We start from the raw sequence: 22,765 nt of genomic DNA on the forward strand, positions 1-22,765 counted from the left end.
TTAAAACCATAAAATGGTACATCAGCTTTGCTAGAGATGGTTCTAAGTTTAAAAAGTCAGAATTTGCTCAAATGCTTGTAAATTTACTTCTTCTGGAATCAAAACCAACTGCGCTGCCAAGTCCGTTGGTAGCATGCCCGCTATCCAGCCACTAAAAACATCATCAGGTAGCCACGCAGGCGGCATATCATAAAGCTCAAGCGCTTGAATCATACCTTGCAAGCGTGAATCTGGCTGCATTAAAAATCCAAAAACGGGTGCATCCAAATACAGCTGCACCTCATGTCCAAAAGTCGCTAATGTCAAAGCCAGCGCACAGCCTTCATAGCTTGCCATCTCAGTGGGCGTATGCAGTCGAATGAGAAGTTTCATGGGGGTGTTCCTAATTTTTTATTAGAATTGTAGTAATCGGCAGTCGCCTTGCATCATCATCGCAAGCTCACTCAGACCTACGAGTTTAAAACCTGTCGCTAGGTTCTCTGTCTCTAACTGATGGCGTGTGCTATTGTCCGTATCACTGATACCGCGGCTAAGTGCCGTACTGACGCACACCGGCAGCACAAGATTATATTGCTCAGCAAGTGCCTGCCACTCTTGGGTAATATTTGTCTGATCGGCGGATTGCCAGCGTAAACGATTGGCAGTATGTGCTGCATCTGCATAAAAAAAGAGGTTTAATGTGGGATTTTCATGAGTGGTGCTATTAGGCGTATTATCGGCTAAAGAGGCGTTTTGTAAATAAGCGCGCGCATAGCGTAATGCCAAATGGGCAAGTGGATGGCTTGGGTCAGCGGTGATTAAAAGTAGGGGTGTTGAGGTTGTCATAATCGCGGTATCACATAGTAAGAATAAGCATTGAATAAATGAATGGTTAAAAGGACTGAGACCTTATTGACGTATATTGTAGCATCATTCAGCGCTTTTTCATTTTTTGCAAGTATGCTTGCTCTTAGCTGCACATGGCCTTATTTATGTTACTATAAAAGCATGGTGTCTCGCTGATTCATAGCAGTTATGACCGTCCCGTAAGAAAAAACAATAAACTTATTCGCCCAGTTCACGTAGGCTTATGGCTCTATGCTGCAATGAGGTAATATCATTATGCTATCTACCACCCCCAATGGTAACGGCTATCAGCCCACATCAGAACAGCTAAAAGTACTGCAAACTGCCAGTGAGTTTGCCTATCAGGTATGGCAAAGTCGCACGGGTGCCTGCCAGACGTTTTTACGCAGCTATCCTTTGGATACAACCTTAACGCGCCAGCAAATTGACGATCTTATTCAAGATTATACTTTAGATGAAAACTACCAGCTTGGTCACGAAACCAAAGTGATGAGTGGCTTACGCAACTTGCGCATGCTGCTTATGATGCGCTGGGTATGGCAAGACGCATTGGCGGTGATTGCGCTTGAGCAGCTGACCGATGAATTGTCTGAATTTGCTGATGGTTGTATTTTATTTGCCAAAGACTATACCTATCAGCAGCTGGTGACTCAATATGGTCAGCCTACCTTTATAAATGAGATGGGCAATGTACAAGTTGATGATATGGCAATCATGGCGATGGGCAAGCTTGGCGCTCATGAGCTGAATTTATCGAGTGATATTGACCTAATTTTTATTCATCAGGCACGCGGTGAGACTGACGGTGATAAAGCCAAAGGCACGCGTAGTATTGATAATAAGCGGTTTATGACGCGGCTCGGTCAAGGTATCATCAGGCTGCTTGATAACAATACCGCAGATGGTTTTGTGTTTCGAGTAGATATGCGCCTGCGTCCATGGGGCGATGGTAGCGATTTGGCAATTCATCTGTCGGCATTACAAAAATACTTTGCTCAGCATGGGCGGGCATGGGAGCGGTTTGCTTGGTTAAAGGCGCGCGTGGTTGGTCATATAGAGCAGCCGTTTTATGAGGATATTCAGGCGCTTATTAAGCCGTTTGTCTTTCGATATTATGTCGACTATAGTGCTTTTTCAGCACTCAGAGAGATGAAGTCTCTGATTCAAAACCAAGTGGCACAGCGCGAAGATTTGGACAATATCAAGCTTGGCGCTGGCGGTATCCGAGATATCGAGTTTATCGTCCAAGCCTTTCAGCTGATTTATGGCGGACGGCATCCACAGCTACAGGTTAAGTCTTGCTTGAAGGCGATGCAGGCGCTATATGAGCTTAAGTATTTAGAAGCAATCACTTATCAAAATCTGCAGAGCGCTTATCGGTTTTTACGCCGGCTTGAGCACGGTATTCAGGCGATTAATGACCAGCAAACCCAGCGCCTCCCTCACGATGTATATTGGCAGCACAATCTGGCACTGACGCTTGGGTTCAAAGAGTGGGAGGGGTTATTAGCTACCCTGAACCATCACCGCTATCATGTCAATGTGCCGTTTGAGCGCATGGTGACTGAAAGGCAAGTGCCGGCTCATGATGATGAGCTTGAACCTGCCAACTTGGATGAGCAAGTTGCCCGTTTACATGATGTTTTGACGGATGAGAATCATGCTCAATTGCAAAATTTTTGGCAGTCAAAGATGGTTGCCAATTTAAGCGATGAGGCGCGTGAGCGCTTGGATGGAGCGTATCCAGTCATTGTACATGCGCTACTTGCTCATCAAGATCAGCAGCAACTGGCGAATACTGCCTTACCACGCTTGATTGCTTTGCTTGAGGCGATTTGTCGTCGTTCTATCTACTTAGTGATGATTGCAGAAAACCCAAATGCCACGGTTGAGTTGATTCCGATGTTATCCGCTAGCCCTTGGATTGCCAAAGAGTTGGCGCAGTATCCAGTGTTATTGGATACCTTTTTACAGCAACGTTATCGGCATTTACCGGACAAGCTTGAGCTGCGTGATATCTTGCGTCAGCAGTTATTAAGAGTAGAGCCTGATGATGAAGAGTCGTTACTCAGCGTCCTGCGACTGTTTAAAAAGAATCAAGTATTGGCGGTTGCTGCCAGTGACGTACTCGCTGAACGTCCCATCATGAAGGTATCGGACTCTTTAACCTATATTGCTGAGGTAGTATTAGAAGCGGCGCTTGAGCGTGCTTTTGCCGAGATTGTCAAACGTTATGGGTATCCTATTGGTCAAGATGGCGATCCGGTCACCGAAGCGGACTGCGGCTTTGCGATTATCGGTTATGGCAAGCTTGGCGGGCTTGAGTTGTCTTATTCATCAGACTTAGACTTGGTATTTTTGCATAAGATAAAAGAGCAGGGTATGACCACGGGTGAGAAATCGGTCAGCGGTATGAAGTTTGCGGCACGCTTGGCACAAAAGCTTATGACCTATCTAAATACCCAAACCCGTGATGGCCGTGCTTATGAGGTGGATATGCGCCTGCGTCCCTCAGGCAATGCTGGCATGATGGTGGTGTCTTGTCATGCGTTTGAAACCTATCAGCTTGAGAAAGCGTGGTCTTGGGAGCATCAAGCGTTGGTGCGGGCTCGGGCAATCTGCGGTGACAAACGCGTCACAGCCCGTTTTTGTGATATTCGCCGTACTGTTTTGGCATTACCGCGCACGATTGAGCAAGTTCGTATTGAAGTAACCAGTATGCGTATTAAAATGCAAAAGCATCTGGGTACCAGTCAATGGCAGCAGCAAGCGGGTAAGTTTCATCTTAAGCAAGATGCAGGCGGTATCGTTGATATCGAGTTTTTGGCGCAATTTGCCGTATTGGCCTATTCGCATGAGCATCCAACCTTGACCAAATGGAGTGATAACGTCCGTATCTTTGAAGAGATGGCGGCATTAGGTATTTGGGAGAGTGAGATCTGTCAAGATTTGACCGATGCGTATTTACGCATCCGCGCCGCGACGCATCAGTTGGCATTATCCGAGCAGACATTATTGGTCGATGAGTCGCTTTGGACCGAAACCCGTACACTGGTACAGACACAGTGGCAGCAACTAATGGGTGTGGAATCGGCTGAATAGCAGTGCTAAAACGGTCTTGGCATTGATATTTAACGCTGTATAAATAAAGGCACTGTCGTAATGAACTAAAATATTTCATTTGCTTGGCGTGCTGGTGATATAATCATTTGCGCATTAAATTTGCACAGGATATTCGTGCATTAAAACAGGCACTCAGTATCATTATAAAATTTTAATTGAAACATTTACTTAACACTCAACAAAAAAAGTTAGACGTTAGCGCTAGCATAAGGATTATTAGATGAATATGGCAACACAGGAAGGCAAGCTTTGGATGAATGGCACGATGATTGATCAGCCAGATGCCAAGGTTCATATATTTACCCACAGCCTACATTACGGTATAGCGGTATTTGAAGGCGTGCGTGCTTATCAAACTGCTGATAATCGTACCGCGATTTTTCGTCTAAAAGAGCATACTGAGCGCCTGCTAGGCTCGGCTAAAATTTTCCAGCTAGATGTGCCTTTTGATGCGGCAACCCTTGAGCAAGCACAAAAAGATGTGGTCAAACAAAACAATCTAGCAGAAGCGTATATTCGCCCACTGATTTGGATTGGCGCAGAAAAACTTGGCTTGTCGTCACGTGACAACAGCGTCAATGCGATGGTTGGCGCTTGGCATTGGGGCGCTTATTTGGGTGAAGAAGGTATCAAAAACGGCATCCGAGTTAAGACCTCGTCATACACCCATCACATGCCAAACGTAACCATGTGTAAAGCGAAAGCCTCAAGCAATTATCCAGTATCTATTATGGCTAACCAAGAAGTTACCCGTAATGGTTATGACGAAGCCATCTTGATGGATCCACAAGGTTTTGTGTGCCAAGGCGCAGGTGAGAACTTATTCTTAGTTAAAGATGGCGTGTTACATACACCAGACTTAGCAGGCGGTGCATTAGATGGCATCACGCGTCGTACTATCATTCAGTTCGCTCATGACTTAGGTATTAAAGTCATTGAGCGTCGTATCACTCGTGATGAGTTTTACCTAGCGGATGAGATATTTATGACTGGTACCGCTGCTGAAGTCACGCCTATTCGTGAATACGATGATCGTACCATCGGTAATGGTGGTCGCGGTCCGTTGACCGAAAAGCTGCAAACCTTGTACTTTGATGTGGTACATGGGCGTAATGAGCAGTATATGGATTGGTTAAGCTTTATTGATTAGGTGTATTAGTTTATCTTCTTGAAAAAAGCTGGACATTACTGTCCAGCTTTTTTATGACTAAATCAATTTTTTAAATATAAACAACATATAGTAGTTGCACAAAAAATCAGTAATAACTGCTTTATGAACTGTTTTCTTGATCCGCTTTTAATGTCTATCATCTTGAGGTAACTGTGAAAATCCTTCATGTTCTGTTAACTAGAATGCCTATACCGCCTTTAAAATATGGCGGCACCGAACGAGTTGTCTGGGCACTATATAAAGGGCAAAAGGAGTTGGGGCATGACGTTAAGTTTATGACCAAATATCAAAACCAACATCCTGATTCAATTTTATATAACCCTTCTCAGAGAATTGAAGATCAAGTAGAAGGGTGGGCCGATGTTATTCACTTTCACTTCTTATTTCAAGGAACATTAAAAACTCCTTTTGTCTGTACAACACATAATCAACAGATTACCCCCGCTATATTTCCTAAAAACACTATCTTTTTGGGAAAGTTACATGCTGAACGTAGTGGTGGGGAAGCGTATGTTTATAATGGTTTATACTGGGAAGATTATGGTCGACCTAATATAAAACAGCCAGAAAACTATGTACATTTTTTAGCAAATGCAAAATATAAAGATAAAAATTTAAAAGACAGTGTGGATATTGCAAGAAAAGCAAATAAAAAATTGCATGCCATTGGTAGCAAACGTTACTGCCTAAAATGGCGTAAAGACGGCAAATACCAACCTTACGTTTATCCAGGTAATGACCTTAAGTTTTATGGCATGCTTGGCGGTGACAAAAAGAATCAGGTTATTCGCAACTCGCAAGCATTAATTTTTCCCGTATTAACAAATGAAGCTTTTGGCTTAGCTATGATTGAAAGCTTATATTTAGGCTGCCCTGTTATTGGTAGTCGATGTGGTTCTCTGCCAGAGCTCATTAATCAAGATGTTGGTATTAGTACCGATAGTAAAACTGTGATGATAGATACTCTAAAAAATATTGGACAATTTAGTCGTCAGCGCTGTCATGATTATGCACGAGACACATTTAGTCACCTAGTGATGAGTAAAAACTACTTATATTATTATGAAAAAGTCTTAAATGGTCATACTTTACATAAGACAGCTCCTGAGGTAACTAAAAACCTCCCCTATGAGTTTGTCTTAAAAGATTAAAAGGTTAGATGATGAAAATATTACATGTGCTTTTGACTCAGTTAAGTATCCCGCCTAAAGATTATGGGGGTACTGAACGCGTGTTGTGGGGATTGTATCAAGGACAAAAATCACTAGGGCATGAAGTTAGGTTTTTAACCAAGCACAAAAGCTCACATGAGGATGCGATCTATTTCGATGAGCAGCTGTCTTTAGAAAAGCAGATAGAAGGGTGGGCAGATATCATTCATTTTCATTTTCGCTATGATGGAGATATTGACATCCCATTCGTTTGTACTGAACACAGTAACAGCGAGATTGAACAAGAATATCCTGTCAATACGATCTACTTATCGAAGAAGCATGCGGAAAACTATAATGCCAGCTGCTATGTCCACAATGGCCTATATTGGAATGATTATGGTGAGCCAAACTTTAGTCCTAAAAATTATGTTCATTTTTTAGCAAAAGCTTCTTGGCGCATTAAAAACCTGCAGGGAACTGTAAAAATAGCAAAGCAAGCGGATATACCGCTACATATCTTAGGTGGTGAACGTTTTAATATCCGCCGAAACCCTTACTTTTATATGTCTTCAAATCTGACGTTTCATGGAATGGTTGGTGGTGAGCAAAAGAGTCAGTTGGTTCGTCATTCTAAAGGATTGCTCTTTCCCGTATTGTGGCACGAGCCTTTTGGCTTGGCAGTGATTGAAAGTTTATATCTTGGTTGTCCTGTATTGGCAACACCTTTTGGATCTTTACCAGATATTATCACGCAAGGTGATATTGGTATTGTATCCAGCAGTTATGCTGAGCTTATTGATGCGACCAAAAATATTGATAGATTTGATAGGCGCGCTTGCCACCATCATGCACAGACATACTTTAGTCATGTGGCTATGGCAAAAGGTTATATGCAATGTTATGAAAAAGTGCTTGCAGGTGAAGCACTTAATACGGAAAAACCAAAGGCCAAAGCAAATATTAAAGACAGATTAAAAATGAGAAGCTGATTTAGTGAATTAGTCGAAAGGTACAATAGTATAAAACATACGTTTACTTACACTTCGTTTTATTTTTTCTGAAAAAGTGTTTGAGGTCTCTTGGGTTTTTAATCATGCTATTATTATGTGCTAGGCGAGCCTTACTTATATCGCTTTCTAAAGTAGGGTTTTCTGGCTCTAAAATGGTAGATTGGACACTTAAAGAAGGAGATAATTGATAAATATAGGTAACAGCTAATAACTTACCAAATATTAAGTGATCCATTACTATATAGTCAGTTGCACTCAAAGCTCGGACATGCTGAATAAAGGTCTTGGCTGCCTTTTTTGAGATAATGTAAGCAGCTGTTCCTGTATGACAGCTTTTCAGGCGAGAAAAGTGCCAGTTCTCATAGCTAATTGATGCTTGATTAAAATGAGTTTTTTCAAGAGTTATTTCTAACTTAATAACATCCATGTCAGTAAGGTTTTCTGATATCCATCTGTACTCAGTTAAAAAATTATCAGCATTTTTCCCTAAATAAATATCGTCCTCAAATATTGACATATATTCGAGATTGTCGTCTATGGCTTTTTGCCATAAGCAAACATGGCTTAAAAAACAAGCTTTTTCTATAGGCAATAAACGCCCACTTTCTGCCAAGCGTAAATCTAATGTTCTAGATGCTTCCTCCAGTTGAAGAACTGCTATCGCATCAAAAACTCAAAAGGGATGTTTTGCTTTGTAAATGCTTCAGTGATGTGCGGATGACGATCAGTCGCGGTTGTTAGGCTGATGACACAGTTCTGTATTTACTTTTTTTCTTGGTTAAGTTGCCAGAGCATGATGTATTTATCCATAGTATAACCTAGCGAGGCAAAAGCTAGAATATAACCGTAGGCTCCGCCTAATAGGTCAGCTCGCATGATGTATTCGCGAAAGAAAGAAAACCAAGAGCGTAATAACACTCCTAATAGCGTTATTTTTTTTCCTTTAAGGTGTTTATCTTGTGCCCAATCATGACTATAGCGCACGTTTTTCATCAAAAAATGATGTAAATTATCATTGGTGATGTGTAATAAGTAACCCTGCAACACCTCACTTGGCATGCCTTTTTGATCTAATGACTCATGAACATCTAAATCAGAGTATTTAAATGATCGGTTGGCGTATAAGCGTGCTAGTTTATCTGTATACCACATACGATTTTGTACTTCGACGCCACAAAATTGATTGACACGTGCCACACTGAATACTTTATCGGTCTGTAGCGGCTCATTTAACAAATTAATAATAGAATGTCGTAAATCACTCTCTAGACGCTCATCTGCATCGAGTACTAAGACGTAATCACAAGTAGCATAAAATTGTGCCAACTGTCGCTGTTTACCAAATCCTTGCCACTGCTCACTGACATGCCATTTAGCACCATACTGCCGGGCAATCGCTTCAGTGCCATCTGTACTACCAGAATCCAAAATAATGATTTCATCGACAATATCTTGCACCGTTTTCAGACACGCTTCTAAATGCTTGGCTTCGTTTTTCACAATCATTACTAAAGACAAGCTGCTCTGCTTTTTCGATACATCTATCGGCTGTAGGTTTTCAGCTATTTTTAACGTTTCTATAAACGTTTGCTCTGCTTGATTGTGAGTTAGATCATATAAAATAGCGTATTTATTGAAAGTATATTGGGTAAATAGCAGTGAATATATAAGTCCGTATTTGCCTTTTAAGAAGCGTCCATCTATGAAATACTGCTTAATAAATGCCCAAAGTGGATTTAAAATAAGCTTGTAAAAGCTAGTTTTTTTACCTTTCTTGTGACGATCTTCAGCCCATGCCTTTGCATAATCTAAGCGTTTTTCTAGCCAAAATAGTGGGGTTTCGGCTGTATGATGGCGCATAAAACCGTTTAACGTATTGGTAATAGCATTATTTAGAATGACAGACTCATGAACGAGATTATCATTATATGAAAAATGATTGGGATATAAGCGCCAATGTGCTTTTATTGCCCAATAGCTAGGGTCAATTTCATGACCAAAAATACAGTCGATACGCTTGATGCCATAGACTGTATTAGCAGGTTTTTGTGTGATGACCTCTAATATACTTTTCTTCAGTTCAGGAGTAACTTCTTCATCAGCATCTAATGCAAAAATCCAATCACCAGTTGCATACGACTGTGCCAGTTGACGTTGTTTGCCAAATCCTTGCCAGTCTGTATTGACATACCATGTTCCGCCATATTGCTCTACAAGCTGACGGCTGTTATCGGTACTGCCCGAGTCTAATACAATAATTTCATCAGCCAATCCTTGTAGAGAAGGTAGAGTAATAGCAAGGTTTTTGGCTTCATTTTTAACTATTATTACTACTGATAAGCGGTATGACCTAATATCTTTTACATGATTCACACCTTATGCTCCTGTAGATAGTGATTTGTATCAAAATAAGGACTACTATCCTAAAAGATAGTAGCCTACAGCTTACTGATTTAATAATATTAGAGAGTTGAGAAGAAAGTGTTTTAATACACTCTAGTTCGTAATCTAAAAATAGAGGAGACTAGCATACAAAGATAGAGCGCTGCAATATTAAACAGTTATTTTACTGATATCAAAAGCGTCAGAAGGGTGCAATACATAATGTATGGTCATGATATTAGCGCGTGCCTATATAGATATGGATTACGATGTCCATGTGCTTTGCTTAAAAGGTATGGCGAATATGCGCTTAGATTATCGTATGCATTATTGATCGCCCCTTACAATAACCGCTGTTTAATATAGAAACTCGCCAAGCTGCTGCTTATAAACAGGTTGCAGCGAGCATTGCTGGTGCGTACTGCTTGTTATGACTTTAAACTATGAGCGCTTTGGTTATGTTATCATTGAAGCATAAGATTTAAATATAGCCGTTATCCACTGTGCCGGCTTCTATAAAGTTGTGTGTAATGTCTAAAGAATATCTGATAGGTGCTTGGTGTCGTGACAGGTCTTTTAACAATAAGCGACTAAATTCTGAATCATTTGCTTTCCCACCGCATGGTCTGTCAACTATTAATAAAAATAGTAGCTGTATCTAATATTCTTTAAAATATTACTCGGCAATGATATTGACAGTTTGTCGGTCAAGGTTCTATTGGCTTTCTTATGCGTGAAACGCGCGAATAGAGAAAGACTGATGACCAATCTCAAACTCAATCATAAGGGACAATCCTAATTTCAACTTCAGAAATTTTAAAGTATTGAGGGTTTGATAATCAAATTATACCCAATGCTCCTTCAACCAAGGGCTTGGCTTCACATGACGATACCATTTACCGCCGCCGCCATTGATGGCATCTGGTGGATTGATCTCACCATGGAAGATAACGATTTTAGCATTATTTGGCAAAGTAGGTGCCCGTACTAGATTGAACGGAATCGGGGCAATACACTGATATTTAAAGCTGACACACCAGTCTTTATCCCAGTATTCTAAATGATGATGCTCACGCAAATAATTAGACAGATAAGCTTGCTCATGACGAACTTGCGTGCGAATAGTATCAAAATTACGCTCAAAATTTGCTAATAAATCAGGATACGTATTCATACCGATATTGAAGCGATATACCGAGCTATTGCCAATCATGCGCCAAGGCTTTTTCCAGTCACGGATGATGACGACGCTATCTTCATGCTCAGCTTTATAAGTGAAGAATCCATCGATATTATCAACGATCACAATATCAATATCTAAGAATAAGGCGACGCCTTTGAGGTCATACAGCTCTGGCTTAAAGGTCGTCAGTTTCTTCCAGCCACGCTCAGGACCAGCTGGCAGATCCATCTCAGGGATAGGGTGGCAGATAACAGCAGGATTGATACCTGTACTGTCATCAGTCAAGCAAACCATCTGAAAGTCCAACGTCAAGTTGCGACGGACCATGTTATACAGACGATTGACATATTCAGCCCCGTATTTATCACCCCATTTCATACAAATGATATAACGCTGTTCGGAGTTTTCACTATGTATTTGCGTTTGATTGGTTGGTAAGTTTTGATTCATGTCAGTTGCCATAGAACACTCATATTTGTATAAATAAGGGACTAACTCTTATGAAATTGATAAAGAAGAATAGAATAAAGAGGATATTAGTAGTGTACACATTTCACTGTCTTGGTTTTAATGATTTTATCGGTTATCGGCACTAGCATTATATTTGCGAATAAATGCCGCTAGATTGGCTTCATCGGTGTTATAAGGATTGTCTATGATAGGAATATGCTTGAAGCGTCGATAGCCCCACATATAATGACTGTAATTGTCTTCAATCATACGCTCCATGGCCTGATTAAGTGCATAGGCTGCCGTTGCAGTATCGCGATCATACAGGGCTGGGTCATCGAGTTTATAGCAATAGATGTCAAAGCCACGTCCATCATCACGACGTATACAAGATAAGCCCACTAAAGCGCATTTGGTCTTGCTAGCTAGTTTGGAGGCCAGAGTACTGGTTAATGTCTCAATACCAAAAAATGGCACAATGACACCACCTGATGGGTCAGGAACATGGTCAGGTAAGACAATACTAAAACCCCCTTGTTTGAGGGTTTTAAATACCGCCTTGACGCCGCTACCATCTGTCGGAACTAATGTTGCATTGAGGCGGGCACGACCTTGTAATATAAAATCGTTGGTAATATCACCTTTTACGGGCTTATACATGATGGTTGGCGAGCCAAATTGATTGAGCCACGCATTCATCATCTCCCACGTACCCAGATGCGGTACGATGGCAAGCATTCCATTGGGGCTTGCAAGTCCCTCAAGTAAGATGTCTTTATTATGGACATCACAAATTTGAGCGATACTCCAATCAGGTGGCATCGCCCAACTTTTGATTGATTCAATGCTGGTTAAGCATTGATGATAGATAATCTCTTTGGTCAACGCCTGTTTTTGTAGCTCAGATAATGCCGGCGCTATCAGTGCTATGTTGATTTTAACCGTGCGCATGATACTCGCGCTTGGCATCCTTAAAATTATCCATGCAACAAAACGTGCCAGCATCTGTAAGACAGACAGTGGCACGATTTTGAAAATACGATACGGATTCATGACCAGTCACACAGTAATGAATCACATAACAAGCACTGTAAAAAATAGCTTTGCATGATCAGACTAATTATTCAGCAGACTTACTGGTGTCAGCTTGTACCTTGTCACGGACACGGATGCCAAGCTCACGTAGCTGTTTGGTATTGACTTCAGCCGGTGCTTGCGTTAACGGACATTCAGCAGTTTTGGTTTTAGGGAAAGCAATCACGTCACGGATAGAGGTTGCACCTACCATTAGCATGATTAAGCGATCCAAACCAAAAGCCAAACCACCATGCGGCGGCGCACCGAATTTTAAGGCATCAAGTAAGAAGCCAAACTTGTCTTCTGCTTCTTGATCATCGATACCTAATGCTTCAAATACAGCGGTTTGCATCTCAAGCGTATTGATACGTAAACTACCACCGCCCACTTCAGTGCCGTTTAATACCATATCATAAGCGATAGAAAGCGCAGATTCAGGGTTGGTTTTTAATTCTTCAACTGACCCTTTTGGCTTAGTAAACGGATGATGCATGGATGTCCAGCGCCCATCTTCAGTCTCTTCAAACATCGGGAAGTCAGTTACCCACAGTGGCGCCCACTCACAAGTGGTCATCTCTAAATCTAGACCAATCTTTTGACGTAACGCACCGATAGCATCATTGACCACACTGGCTTTATCGGCACCAAAGAAGATAATATCGTTACTTTGGGCGCCCGTACGTTCGATTAAGCTTGTAAGTACTTCATCGGTCATATTTTTGATGATAGGAGACTGTAAACCAGATTCTTTATCAACGCCGTTATTGATGTTGCTAGCGTCATTGACTTTAATATAAGCCAAACCGCGTGCACCATAGATACCAACGAACTTGGTATAAGCATCAATTTGCTTACGGCTTAATGAAGCGCCACCTGGTATGCGTAGGGCAGCAACACGGCCTTTAGGGTCGTTAGCAGGACCGGCAAACACTTTAAAGTCAACGTCTTTCATTAAATCAGCAACGTCAATCAATTTAAGAGGAATACGTAAGTCAGGCTTGTCTGAAGCATAGTCACGCATGGCTTCAGCGTAAGTCATACGCGGAAATTGCTCAAACTCTACGTCCATCATGGTTTTGAAGACATGCTTAATCAGACCTTCGTTGATATTCATGATCTCTTCTTCATTTAAGAAAGAAGTCTCGATATCGACTTGGGTAAATTCAGGCTGACGATCTGCACGTAAGTCTTCATCACGGAAGCATTTAGCGATTTGATAATAACGGTCAAAACCTGACACCATTAACAATTGCTTAAACAGCTGTGGTGACTGCGGCAGGGCAAAGAAGTTACCCGGACGGGTACGTGAAGGCACCAGATAATCACGTGCGCCCTCTGGCGTTGCACGAGTCAAGATAGGGGTTTCTACGTCCAAAAAGCCATGATCGTCTAGATAACGACGAATCGCTGAGGTGGCTTTGGCACGGAAGACCATGCGCTCTTGCATTTGCGGACGGCGCATATCAAGATAGCGATATTTGAGACGCAAATCTTCTGATACTGTGCTTTTCTCATCATTCAATGGGAACGGCGGCGTCTCAGACTTTGCCAATACTTCAATCTCTTTGCCCAATAGCTCAATTTGACCACTGGTCATATTAGCGTTTTCAGTGCCCGCGTAGCGTTGACGAACACGACCTGTGATTTTTAATACATATTCAGGACGTACCGCATCAGCAGTGGCGAACGCTTCTGGAGTATCAGGATCGACAACTACCTGCAAGATACCAGCGCGATCACGCATGTCTAAGAAAATCACACCACCGTGATCGCGACGACGATGTACCCAGCCTACGACACTAATGGTTTGCTCAATTAAGCTTTCGGTTACGGCTCCGCAATATTCGTCTCGGTATTCGCTATGCGTCATAATATAATTATCCAGTTGTCAGCCCAATTCGAAATACAATAATGCAGCCATCGCTGCGCTTCTTTTAACCAAATCAGTTGATGGTTAAAAGAAGCACAAACAACGCGATTAAGACAAATAGTCATCACGTTGGCTACAGAAAATTTGATGTAAACGTATATTATGCCTAATCTGCCTTTGTTATACAACCGAATCAGCCCAATCAAGACTCAGTAAAGATGGCTATAAGCCGTATTTATCCCGTAACAATTGCATTAGATTAAATATTGCTCCTTTGCTTGAAAATATAAGCGCGCGTGCGCATATCAGCCTAACTTATAAAATTACACTGACTTATAAAATCATACCAAGACTAAGACTGTCTCAATCACTTAAGGAAACGTCCTCATGCTTTTTAACCCCTCTAAAAATCCTGTTGAGCTAAGAGTTATCCATCTCAATAAAAACCAAGAGCAGCGCCGTGAAGTTTTGATGGAAGCGACTCAAGGTAAAGCTGCCCTCAAGCAATTCAAAAAGGCTTTGGCTAAAAAAGCAAAACAAGCATTAAAGACGAAAAACAAGAAAAAAAATAGTGATAGTAAGCAGCAGGTTTTTGTACTTGACTTTGATGGTGATATCAAAGCAACTGCTGTTAAACATCTGCGTGAAGAGATTAGCACACTTATCAGTACGGCGAATAAAGGCGATGAAGTTGTAGTTCGTCTAGAGTCGGGCGGCGGCTTGGTTCATGGCTATGGTTTGGCAGCGGCACAACTGGCTCGCCTAAAGGATGCCGGTTTAAAACTCACCGTCTGTGTCGACAAGGTTGCAGCCAGCGGCGGCTATATGATGGCCTGCGTAGCGGATAATATTGTGGCGGCGCCATTCGCTATTATTGGCTCCATCGGTGTGGTATCACAACTGCCCAATTTTCATAAATGGCTAAAAAATCATGATGTCGATTATGAGATGTTTACGGCTGGTGATTACAAACGTACCGTGACAGTATTTGGTGAAAACGATGATGAAGATCGTGCCAAATACCAAGAAGAGCTAGAGCAGACACATGAGTTGTTTAAGCACTTTGTCAATCGTTACCGCGGCATGCTTGATGTAGATAAAGTTGCAACAGGTGAGCATTGGTACGGTGAAGATGCGCTGCATTTGAACTTGGTAGATAAGCTACAGACATCAGACAGCTATCTATTAGAGCGTATGGAACACAACGAGGTATATGCGCTGCAATCACGCCAAAAGCCAACGCTTGCAGAAAAGTTGGGTCTGTCGCAAGCGGCAGAAGCAACGCTTGGTATGGCAATTGATAAGCTGCCAGAGGCATTAGCACGATTTGACTTTAATAACCGTTTAAATATCCTTAAATAAGATTGAGAGATAAGTGCCAATTGCATGACTACTCTTTAGAGTTTTAACCTAAATCCGTACATTGTTTGTATTTTGTAAAAGGCGTGTCCTAACGGGTCGCGCCTTTTTGCTGTTTAAAAATAATCGCTGTGTTATAAATGGAGCATACGATACAGAGTTTACGTACGTACACTATGAAGATGTTTATAAAAATGCGATTGAAATAATTAATAAGGATAGGGAAGTCATTATGTCTAGCAGCGCCTTGATGTTTACAGCAACAGAACATGGTCAAGCCATCCATGCTCAAGTAAAAGCCTTTATCGAAACCTATATCGAGCCGATCGAAGCACAGTTTTGGGCAGATTGTCATGCGCAAAATCCTGATGGTCATTGGAAAAATTGGCAATGGCCTAAGCAGTATGAAAGCTTACGTAAGCAAGCACGTGAAGCGGGTTTATGGAATCTGTTTTTGCCAGATGATACTTTAGGTGCTGGTCTTTCGGTTACCGATTATGCACCGATTGCTGAGCTGACGGGTCGCAGCTTACTAGCGCCTTATGTGTTTAACTGTAATGCGCCTGATAGCGGCAATATGGAGCTGTTATGGCGTTATGGGTCACAAGAGCAGCTAGATAAGTGGCTTACGCCAATCTTAGAAGGTAAAACGCGCTCGGTGTTTTGTATGACTGAGCCTGATGTGGCATCGAGTGATGCGACCAATATGCAAGCAACAGCTGTGGTCGATGGTGATGAGATTATCATCAATGGCAGTAAATGGTGGTCATCAGGTCTGGGCGACCCAGCAGTAGATGTTTTGATTGTCATGGCGTATACCCCAGATGAGAATAAAGACCGTCATCATCAGCACTCGATGGTGTTGGTACCAGCAAAAACAGAGGGCATCAATATCGAGCGTATGCTCAAAGTATTTGGCGATTATGATGCGCCGCACGGTCATGGCGAGGTCAGCTTTCATAATGTACGTGTGCCCGTTAGCCACTTTATTGGCGGAGCTGGTATGGGTTTTGAGATTGCCCAAGGTCGCCTAGGACCAGGTCGTATTCATCATTGTATGCGTTGTATTGGTGCTGCTGAAAAGTCGCTAGAGCTGGCCGTAAAACGCGGTATGGCACGTACGGCTTTTGGTAAGCCATTATTACAACTAGGCGGTAATTTTGAGCGACTCGCTGAGGCTCGTATCAAAATTGACCAAGCGCGTTTGTTGACATTATATGCAGCGCAAAAAATGGACGCGCAAGGCACCAAAGCAGCATTGACTGAAATCTCTGCCATTAAAGTCGTTGCACCGACGGTGTTACAAGAAGTGGTTGATATGGCAATTCAAATCCATGGTGGCATGGGCGTTTGCCAAGATACCATGCTGCCGTCATTTTATGCGCAAGCTCGAGCGCTACGTCTGGCTGACGGTCCTGATGAGGTACATAAAATCATGATTGCAAAATTAGAGCTTAAGCGTCAGGGTTTTAGTCGTTCGTCGAAACCTGCTAAATCTTAATATAACGTTAAAATAGTACCTCTAAAAATTCACTATTAAGCCTTTAATAGTGAATTTTTCATCCCTGTAATGATGGATAACAATAATTGACCACACGATAAGGAACATCTTATGGCAACTGCCAGTCAGAGCGAAAATATAAATAAAGAAGTAGCTAATAAAGTGTTGGATAAAGGCGGCGATGTCCGCGAAGGTGAGGAGCTCGATGCTAAAGCGGTTAGTAACTGGCTACGCGAACAAGGTATCGATGTAACAGGTATGCCAGTCGTTACTCAATTCTCTGGTGGTGCTTCAAACTGGACTTACCGGCTGCAATATGAAGGTGAGGGTAATGCTCAAAATAAAAGCCAAGACCTTATTTTACGTCGCCCACCAAAGGGGACCAAAGCCAAGTCAGCACACGATATGGTACGCGAGTACACCGTACAAAAAGCCTTGGAAGATGCTTATCCTTATGTGCCAAAAATGGTCGCGCTATGTACGGATGAAGCGGTTATCGGTGCCGATTTCTATGTCATGGAGCGTATGGAGGGTATTATTCCTCGTGCCAATTTGCCAAAAGGCATCGATTTAGATGTGGCGCAAACACAGGCATTATGTACCAATGTGATCGATGCTTTAATTGACCTGCATCAAGTCGATTATAAAGCGCATCCTGACTTGGTCAGTCTGGGACGTGGTGAAGGTTATTGCGAACGCCAAGTAACTGGTTGGGACAAGCGTTATGTGAAAGCCAAAACCCCTAATGTCCCAAGCTTTGCCTTAGTTCGTCAATGGCTTGGCAAGCATACGCCTGCTGATAGTAAGACTTGCCTCATTCACAATGATTGGCGTTTTGATAACGTGATTTTGGATGCAGCAGATCCAACCAAGGTTATCGGCGTGCTTGACTGGGAAATGGCGACATTGGGTGATCCGTTAATGGATTTGGGCAGCGCTTTAGCTTACTGGATTGAAGAAGATGACAACATCATTATGAAGCAGTCACGCCGTCAGCCGACGCATTTAAAAGGCATGATGACCCGTGATGAAGTGGTGGATTACTATCTTAAACAATCGGGTCTCAAGATAGACAATTGGACGTTTTATGAAGTGTTTGGTTTGTTCCGTCTGGCAGGTATTGTGCAGCAGATTTACTATCGTTACTATCATAAACAAACGACCAATCCAGCCTTTAAAAACTTCTGGATTATTGTGCACGTACTACATGCCAAATGTCTTAAGCTGATTGCGCAGTACGAAGGTGAGGTTTTGTTTAGCAGCCGAGTACAACCGCATTTACAAGATATGGGTGTTGATGCTGCGATGATTGAGCAGCTGCCAAGTCCTATACAAGCGGTTATCAAAGGTATATTACCAAAGAGTTATTTTGCACAAAGCGTGTCTAAAGCTGAAAAGTAAGTAGCTCAAAGTAGCTTTAACAAAGTAGCTTTAAATAGCTTAAAGGTTACAAAGCTAGGACGTTTAAACATTATAAAAGCATCATTAATGAGGCAGTATCTTATGACAACCCTTCTTTTGGCACGTCATGGCCAAGCGTCCTTTGGACAAGAGAATTACGATCAACTTTCAGACTTGGGTGGCAAGCAGGCGCAAATGCTCGGCCAGCATTATGCCGCGACCCAGCGCCGCATCGATGCGATTTTTACGGGGAGTTTGGTTAGGCAACAGGACTCTGCACGGCATTTTTGGCAGCGTTATCAGTCTGCTGTTATGGTTAATAGTGAGAACGATACGCCTATATTGCCCGCTATTAAGATAGATGAGCCTGATAGCTATATTTTGCCGCAGTTTGATGAATTTAATCATCAAGATGTGTTTATTAAATCAGATCCTGCTTTTAGCAATCGAGCATCCATTGCAGCTGAGATTGCTAAGGCGAAGGTGCCGATGGTACGTTTGGCAGAGCTTTTTGATAAAGCGATGCAGCGCTGGCATGGTGGCGATTATGATCAGGATTATATTGAAAGCTGGTCACAGTTCAATGAGCGCGCTAAGCAAGCGCTTGAGCAAATACGGCTACAGGTGGCAACGCTAAATTTAGATCGTGATAGTACGGTGTTGGTATTTACTTCAGGCGGTGTGATTGCGGCTATTACGTCGCAACTTTTGCAACAAGGCAGTCAAACTGCATATCAGTTGAATAAAAGCTTGGTTAATACGGGGGTGACCTCTATTACTTTAAAAGAGCAGCATTCGCATTTACTGTCATTAAATGAATACAGTCATTTATTCGCTGATGGTAAGCGTTTTGTCACATGGCGATAATTGAAGATGAATTGCTAAAACCTTGCTATAAAAAGGCTATAGCGGCTAGTGATTAGCACAGATGACACCAAAGCCAGATAGACAGTTGGCAGGGTTTGCGTTATCTTGAGGCTATCATTGATATATAAAGGAATGTTCATGCAAAATAAATTACTAAGCCTAGTGACAAAAAAAGCCACAAAAAGTAAAAATCAATTGTTTGGCGCGGTACAACCAGCACGTTATCTAAAAGGTTTAGAGAAACAGCAGGTTGGTCGTGAAAAAACGGTATTAATCACGGGTGCCAGCTCAGGATTGGGCGAGGGCATGGCAAGATTGTTTGCTAAGCTTGGTTATAACCTCGCTATTTGTGCACGCCGTACCGACCGCCTAGAGAATCTACAGTCAGAGCTGATGGCACAATATCCTGATATTCGTATCGAGTACCGTGTGCTAGATGTCAGTGATTACGATGCTATTTTTGCAGTATTTGATGCCTTTAAAGCTGACTTTAATCATATTGATCGTGTTGTGGTCAATGCAGGCATCGGCGAGAGCCGCCGTATTGGTAAAGGGCGCTTCGATACCAACCGCCGTACGGTTGAGGTCAACTTTATCTCAGCGCTTGCGCAGTGTGAGGCGGCGATGAATATTTTTCGCGCACAAAACAGCGGTCATCTGGTCGTGATATCTAGTATGTCAGCGATGCGTGGATTACCTAAGCACTTAACTGCCTATGGTGCGAGTAAGGCAGGTTTGGCACATTTGGCAGAGGGTATCCGTGCGGACATGTTGTTGACCAAATTGCCTATCAAAGTGTCTACCATTTATCCAGGTTATATCCGTACTGAAATCAATGAAAATGCCAAGCCATTACCCTTTGAAGTAGATGCAGATACAGGCACCAAATCCATCGTTGCAGCGATTGAAGCTGAGATTGATGAAGCTTGTGTGCCCAGTCTACCATGGTCTATCGTCGGTCAAGCAATGAAGCACTTGCCATTGCAGGTAGTCAATAAAGTCAGTTAGCATAAGTGATATTAATAGTATTAATACCCATAAAAACCCCTCTATATGCTGATATAGAGGGGTTTTTTATGGGTATTAATGTGTATGGATTTTAGAGATTATAACGTTTGAGGGTTGTCTGCCATGTGTTTTTCACGCAGTTTTTGACGCAATATTTTACCAACATTACTCTTTGGCAACTCACTCACAAATTCGATATGACGCGGACATTTATAGCCTGTCAAATTGTCCAAAGCAAATTCTTTAATATCACTCTTGGTCACATTGTTGTCAGCAGGAACGATATAAATTTTGACCGCTTCGCCTTGGTGTTCATCAGGGATACCGATGACAGCACAATCAATAATACCTTTGCAATCGAGCATGACGGACTCAATCTCATTTGGAAAGACATTAAAACCTGATACCAAAATCATATCTTTTTTGCGATCAAGTAAGGTGATATAGCCTTTTTCATCCATACTAATGATGTCGCCAGTACGGAAATAGCCCTCTTTAGTAAAATCATTGGTGTTGTCTTTATTAAAATAGCCTGAGGTGATATTTGGTCCCTTAATGCACATTTCACCAGATTGATTGAAACCTACGCGCTCGCCATTGTCATCAACCACGATGACATCGACACTAGGTACAGGAATGCCAATCGTGCCATTAAACTTGCGATCAGTAATGACGTTAGCAGTACCCGCGGCAACCCCTTCCGTCATACCCCAACCCTCAACCATCGGGCAACCAGTAACTTCTAACCAGCGCGCTGCTGTCTGCTCAGTCGCGGCCATACCGCCTGCTTGTGAGATACGTAATGCGCTAAAATCCAAACTTTTAAAGCTTGGTTGATCCAGCAAGCCTTTAAATAAGGTGTTGACCGCAGGGAAAATATGGAACGGCTGTTTTGAGAGGGTTTTGACAAATCCGGGCATGTCTCTTGGGTTGGGTATCAATATAAAAGTATAGCCTGAACGCATACCTAGCAAGCTTAGCATAAAGGCAAATATGTGATATAGCGGCAATGCCATCACCATATTGATATATACCTCATTAATCTCTGAGGTAATAGGGCGATACCATGCTTCTGATTGCATGGCGGCCGCGACAACGTTACGCTGAGTTAAGATAGCCCCTTTAGACAGCCCTGTTGTACCACCGGTATACTGTAAAATAGCGGTTTGTTGTAGTGAGGTTTTTGGTGTTTGAAAAGGTAAGGTTTTGCCTTTTTTAAGCACATCAGGGAATTTGGTAACATTGTATTTAGGATCATTCAAATTGTACTTAGGCACCAAGCGTTTGACCTGACGAATAACGGTATTGACTAAGATACCTTTTAATCCCATCATATCGCCCATTTTTGAGAGAACAATACGTCTGATATTGGTCTCTTCGATGACCTGCTCGAGTGCTTGAGCAAAGTTATCGACGACAAAAATAACCTGAGCGCCCGAATCATTAAGCTGATGACGTAGCTCACGACCCGTGTATAGCGGGTTGATAGGGGTGCAAACGTAGCCTGCGCGCAAGATACCAATCATGGTTGGCAAGTATTGCGGCACGTTTGGCATCATGACTGCCACAACGCTACCTTTAGGGATATCTTGTGCTTGCAACCAAGCAGCGACAGCAAGAGACGCTTTGTCTACGTCTCCATAAGTATGAGAGACGCCCATACAGATGGTCATAGGATGCATACGAAAACGGTCAAAACACTCTTCATACAACTCGATGAGGCTTTCATACTGATCAGGATTAATAGTCTTGGGTACATTTTCTGGATATTGAGCAAGCCAAGGTTTGTCTGTTTTCATACTGAGTGTCCTTAAATTCGCGATCAGTTAAGGCTCGATACAAAAGTAGTCACATCCATGTCAACAATACCAGTCATCGCAAGCTGTGCGATGGATTGTCGAGTGCTATCCCATTTATTCACAAACTGCTAAAATACGGCGGCCTTTATACAAGGTGATTGAACTAAAATATATTTACTCATACAGAAAAAGTATCTGAATGAGTAAATAACTGGTTTGTAATTATTTTTGAAAAATGTACTGCTGTTTTAAGATTACCCATTTAAGCCTATAAGCCTAGTTAAATGGGTGACTGATTTAACATCATAAATAATAGCGTAACATATTTTGGCAATACATTAACATAAGTGTATTTAAGAGAGTTATTGCTATAAAAGAACTTGAGAGTTTGCCGTTCTACTTGATATATTAAAAAATATATGTTTTCAGTAAGTCTCGTCAAGCGATTGCAGAGATAAGATACAGTCAGTCGTAAAAAAATAAGTATAAATATCATAAGGCGCTACGGGTATAAAGTTTAAAATCATTGAGATTATGGTTAAAATAAAAGCGCCTTACATTTAA

18 protein-coding genes are annotated in these 22,765 nt (G+C 42.1%); 9 read left to right on the plus strand and 9 right to left on the minus strand.

What is annotated here, in order from left to right:
• Positions 1-48: 48 nt before the first annotated feature.
• Both ABYU67_RS02095 and tusD read right to left on the minus strand, forming a co-directional pair.
• On the minus strand, positions 49-372 hold the full coding sequence (locus ABYU67_RS02095) for a hypothetical protein (RefSeq protein WP_372843364.1): 324 nt from the start codon (positions 370-372) through the stop codon (positions 49-51).
• 21 nt (positions 373-393) lie between these two features.
• A complete protein-coding gene (gene tusD / locus ABYU67_RS02100; protein WP_372843365.1) occupies positions 394-825 on the minus strand; it encodes a sulfurtransferase complex subunit TusD in 432 nt (143 codons plus the stop codon).
• Positions 826-1,101: 276 nt separating this feature from the next.
• Between tusD and glnE the strand changes: the two genes are divergently transcribed.
• The 4 genes from glnE (at position 1,102) to ABYU67_RS02120 (ending at position 7,283) form a co-directional block, all read left to right on the plus strand.
• Complete coding sequence (glnE, locus tag ABYU67_RS02105) at positions 1,102-3,948, plus strand: bifunctional [glutamate--ammonia ligase]-adenylyl-L-tyrosine phosphorylase/[glutamate--ammonia-ligase] adenylyltransferase (RefSeq protein ID WP_372843366.1); 2,847 nt, start codon at positions 1,102-1,104, stop codon at positions 3,946-3,948.
• Between the two features lie 241 nt (positions 3,949-4,189).
• Positions 4,190-5,119 (plus strand): branched-chain amino acid transaminase, encoded by a 930-nt coding sequence (locus ABYU67_RS02110; RefSeq protein WP_372843367.1) that lies wholly within the window; start codon positions 4,190-4,192, stop codon positions 5,117-5,119.
• 203 nt (positions 5,120-5,322) lie between these two features.
• Complete coding sequence (locus tag ABYU67_RS02115; protein ID WP_372843389.1) at positions 5,323-6,291, plus strand: glycosyltransferase family 4 protein; 969 nt, start codon at positions 5,323-5,325, stop codon at positions 6,289-6,291.
• An 11-nt stretch (positions 6,292-6,302) separates the two neighbouring features.
• Positions 6,303-7,283: a glycosyltransferase family 4 protein gene (locus ABYU67_RS02120; RefSeq protein WP_372843368.1), complete on the plus strand. Its 981-nt coding sequence runs from the start codon at positions 6,303-6,305 to the stop codon at positions 7,281-7,283.
• Between the two features lie 43 nt (positions 7,284-7,326).
• On the opposite strand, the gene ABYU67_RS02125 is transcribed toward ABYU67_RS02120, so the two are convergent.
• The 6 genes from ABYU67_RS02125 to aspS form a co-directional block, all read right to left on the minus strand.
• Entirely contained in the window at positions 7,327-7,917 is a 591-nt protein-coding gene (locus tag ABYU67_RS02125; protein WP_372843369.1) for a glycosyltransferase family 25 protein, read from the minus strand.
• A 44-nt stretch (positions 7,918-7,961) separates the two neighbouring features.
• Positions 7,962-8,066: a glycosyltransferase family 25 protein gene (locus ABYU67_RS02130; RefSeq protein WP_372843390.1), complete on the minus strand. Its 105-nt coding sequence runs from the start codon at positions 8,064-8,066 to the stop codon at positions 7,962-7,964.
• Positions 8,067-9,677 (minus strand): glycosyltransferase family 2 protein, encoded by a 1,611-nt coding sequence (locus ABYU67_RS02135; protein WP_372843370.1) that lies wholly within the window; start codon positions 9,675-9,677, stop codon positions 8,067-8,069.
• An 853-nt stretch (positions 9,678-10,530) separates the two neighbouring features.
• Positions 10,531-11,331 carry a glycosyltransferase gene (locus ABYU67_RS02140; RefSeq protein WP_372843371.1) on the minus strand — a complete coding sequence of 267 codons (801 nt, stop codon included), beginning with the start codon at positions 11,329-11,331 and terminating at the stop codon, positions 10,531-10,533.
• 114 nt (positions 11,332-11,445) lie between these two features.
• A complete protein-coding gene (locus ABYU67_RS02145) occupies positions 11,446-12,372 on the minus strand; it encodes a lysophospholipid acyltransferase family protein (protein WP_372843372.1) in 927 nt (308 codons plus the stop codon).
• Between the two features lie 67 nt (positions 12,373-12,439).
• Positions 12,440-14,266 carry an aspartate--tRNA ligase gene (aspS, locus tag ABYU67_RS02150; RefSeq protein ID WP_372843373.1) on the minus strand — a complete coding sequence of 609 codons (1,827 nt, stop codon included), beginning with the start codon at positions 14,264-14,266 and terminating at the stop codon, positions 12,440-12,442.
• A 387-nt stretch (positions 14,267-14,653) separates the two neighbouring features.
• Between aspS and sohB the strand changes: the two genes are divergently transcribed.
• The 5 genes from sohB to ABYU67_RS02175 all read left to right on the plus strand — a co-directional run bounded on the left by sohB (position 14,654) and on the right by ABYU67_RS02175 (position 20,402).
• Entirely contained in the window at positions 14,654-15,628 is a 975-nt protein-coding gene (gene sohB / locus ABYU67_RS02155; RefSeq protein WP_372843374.1) for a protease SohB, read from the plus strand.
• A gap of 247 nt (positions 15,629-15,875) precedes the next feature.
• Positions 15,876-17,126, plus strand: coding sequence for an acyl-CoA dehydrogenase family protein (locus tag ABYU67_RS02160; protein WP_372843391.1), 1,251 nt, complete (start codon positions 15,876-15,878; stop codon positions 17,124-17,126).
• Positions 17,127-17,237: 111 nt separating this feature from the next.
• On the plus strand, positions 17,238-18,527 hold the full coding sequence (locus ABYU67_RS02165) for a phosphotransferase family protein (RefSeq protein ID WP_372843375.1): 1,290 nt from the start codon (positions 17,238-17,240) through the stop codon (positions 18,525-18,527).
• Positions 18,528-18,629: 102 nt separating this feature from the next.
• Positions 18,630-19,394: a histidine phosphatase family protein gene (locus ABYU67_RS02170; RefSeq protein ID WP_372843376.1), complete on the plus strand. Its 765-nt coding sequence runs from the start codon at positions 18,630-18,632 to the stop codon at positions 19,392-19,394.
• Positions 19,395-19,532: 138 nt separating this feature from the next.
• On the plus strand, positions 19,533-20,402 hold the full coding sequence (locus tag ABYU67_RS02175; RefSeq protein ID WP_372843377.1) for an SDR family oxidoreductase: 870 nt from the start codon (positions 19,533-19,535) through the stop codon (positions 20,400-20,402).
• 98 nt (positions 20,403-20,500) lie between these two features.
• Here ABYU67_RS02175 and ABYU67_RS02180 read toward each other — a convergent pair whose 3' ends face one another.
• Positions 20,501-22,201 carry an AMP-binding protein gene (locus ABYU67_RS02180; RefSeq protein WP_372843378.1) on the minus strand — a complete coding sequence of 567 codons (1,701 nt, stop codon included), beginning with the start codon at positions 22,199-22,201 and terminating at the stop codon, positions 20,501-20,503.
• Positions 22,202-22,765 lie beyond the last annotated feature (564 nt).

It is taken from the genome of Psychrobacter sp. (genome assembly GCF_041554015.1).
Taxonomy (GTDB): domain Bacteria; phylum Pseudomonadota; class Gammaproteobacteria; order Pseudomonadales; family Moraxellaceae; genus Psychrobacter.

Bases quoted from the DNA above. Each gene is read 5' to 3' on its own strand.
- ABYU67_RS02095 (WP_372843364.1), bottom strand. From the start codon at position 372: ATGAAACTTCTCATTCGACTGCATACGCCCACTGAGATGGCAAGCTAT.
- tusD (WP_372843365.1), bottom strand. From the start codon at position 825: ATGACAACCTCAACACCCCTACTTTTAATCACCGCTGACCCAAGCCAT.
- glnE (WP_372843366.1), top strand. From the start codon at position 1,102: ATGCTATCTACCACCCCCAATGGTAACGGCTATCAGCCCACATCAGAA.
- ABYU67_RS02110 (WP_372843367.1), top strand. From the start codon at position 4,190: ATGAATATGGCAACACAGGAAGGCAAGCTTTGGATGAATGGCACGATG.
- ABYU67_RS02115 (WP_372843389.1), top strand. From the start codon at position 5,323: ATGCCTATACCGCCTTTAAAATATGGCGGCACCGAACGAGTTGTCTGG.
- ABYU67_RS02120 (WP_372843368.1), top strand. From the start codon at position 6,303: ATGAAAATATTACATGTGCTTTTGACTCAGTTAAGTATCCCGCCTAAA.
- ABYU67_RS02140 (WP_372843371.1), bottom strand. From the start codon at position 11,331: ATGGCAACTGACATGAATCAAAACTTACCAACCAATCAAACGCAAATA.
- ABYU67_RS02145 (WP_372843372.1), bottom strand. From the start codon at position 12,372: ATGAATCCGTATCGTATTTTCAAAATCGTGCCACTGTCTGTCTTACAG.
- aspS (WP_372843373.1), bottom strand. From the start codon at position 14,266: ATGACGCATAGCGAATACCGAGACGAATATTGCGGAGCCGTAACCGAA.
- sohB (WP_372843374.1), top strand. From the start codon at position 14,654: ATGCTTTTTAACCCCTCTAAAAATCCTGTTGAGCTAAGAGTTATCCAT.
- ABYU67_RS02160 (WP_372843391.1), top strand. From the start codon at position 15,876: ATGTTTACAGCAACAGAACATGGTCAAGCCATCCATGCTCAAGTAAAA.
- ABYU67_RS02165 (WP_372843375.1), top strand. From the start codon at position 17,238: ATGGCAACTGCCAGTCAGAGCGAAAATATAAATAAAGAAGTAGCTAAT.
- ABYU67_RS02170 (WP_372843376.1), top strand. From the start codon at position 18,630: ATGACAACCCTTCTTTTGGCACGTCATGGCCAAGCGTCCTTTGGACAA.
- ABYU67_RS02175 (WP_372843377.1), top strand. From the start codon at position 19,533: ATGCAAAATAAATTACTAAGCCTAGTGACAAAAAAAGCCACAAAAAGT.
- ABYU67_RS02180 (WP_372843378.1), bottom strand. From the start codon at position 22,201: ATGAAAACAGACAAACCTTGGCTTGCTCAATATCCAGAAAATGTACCC.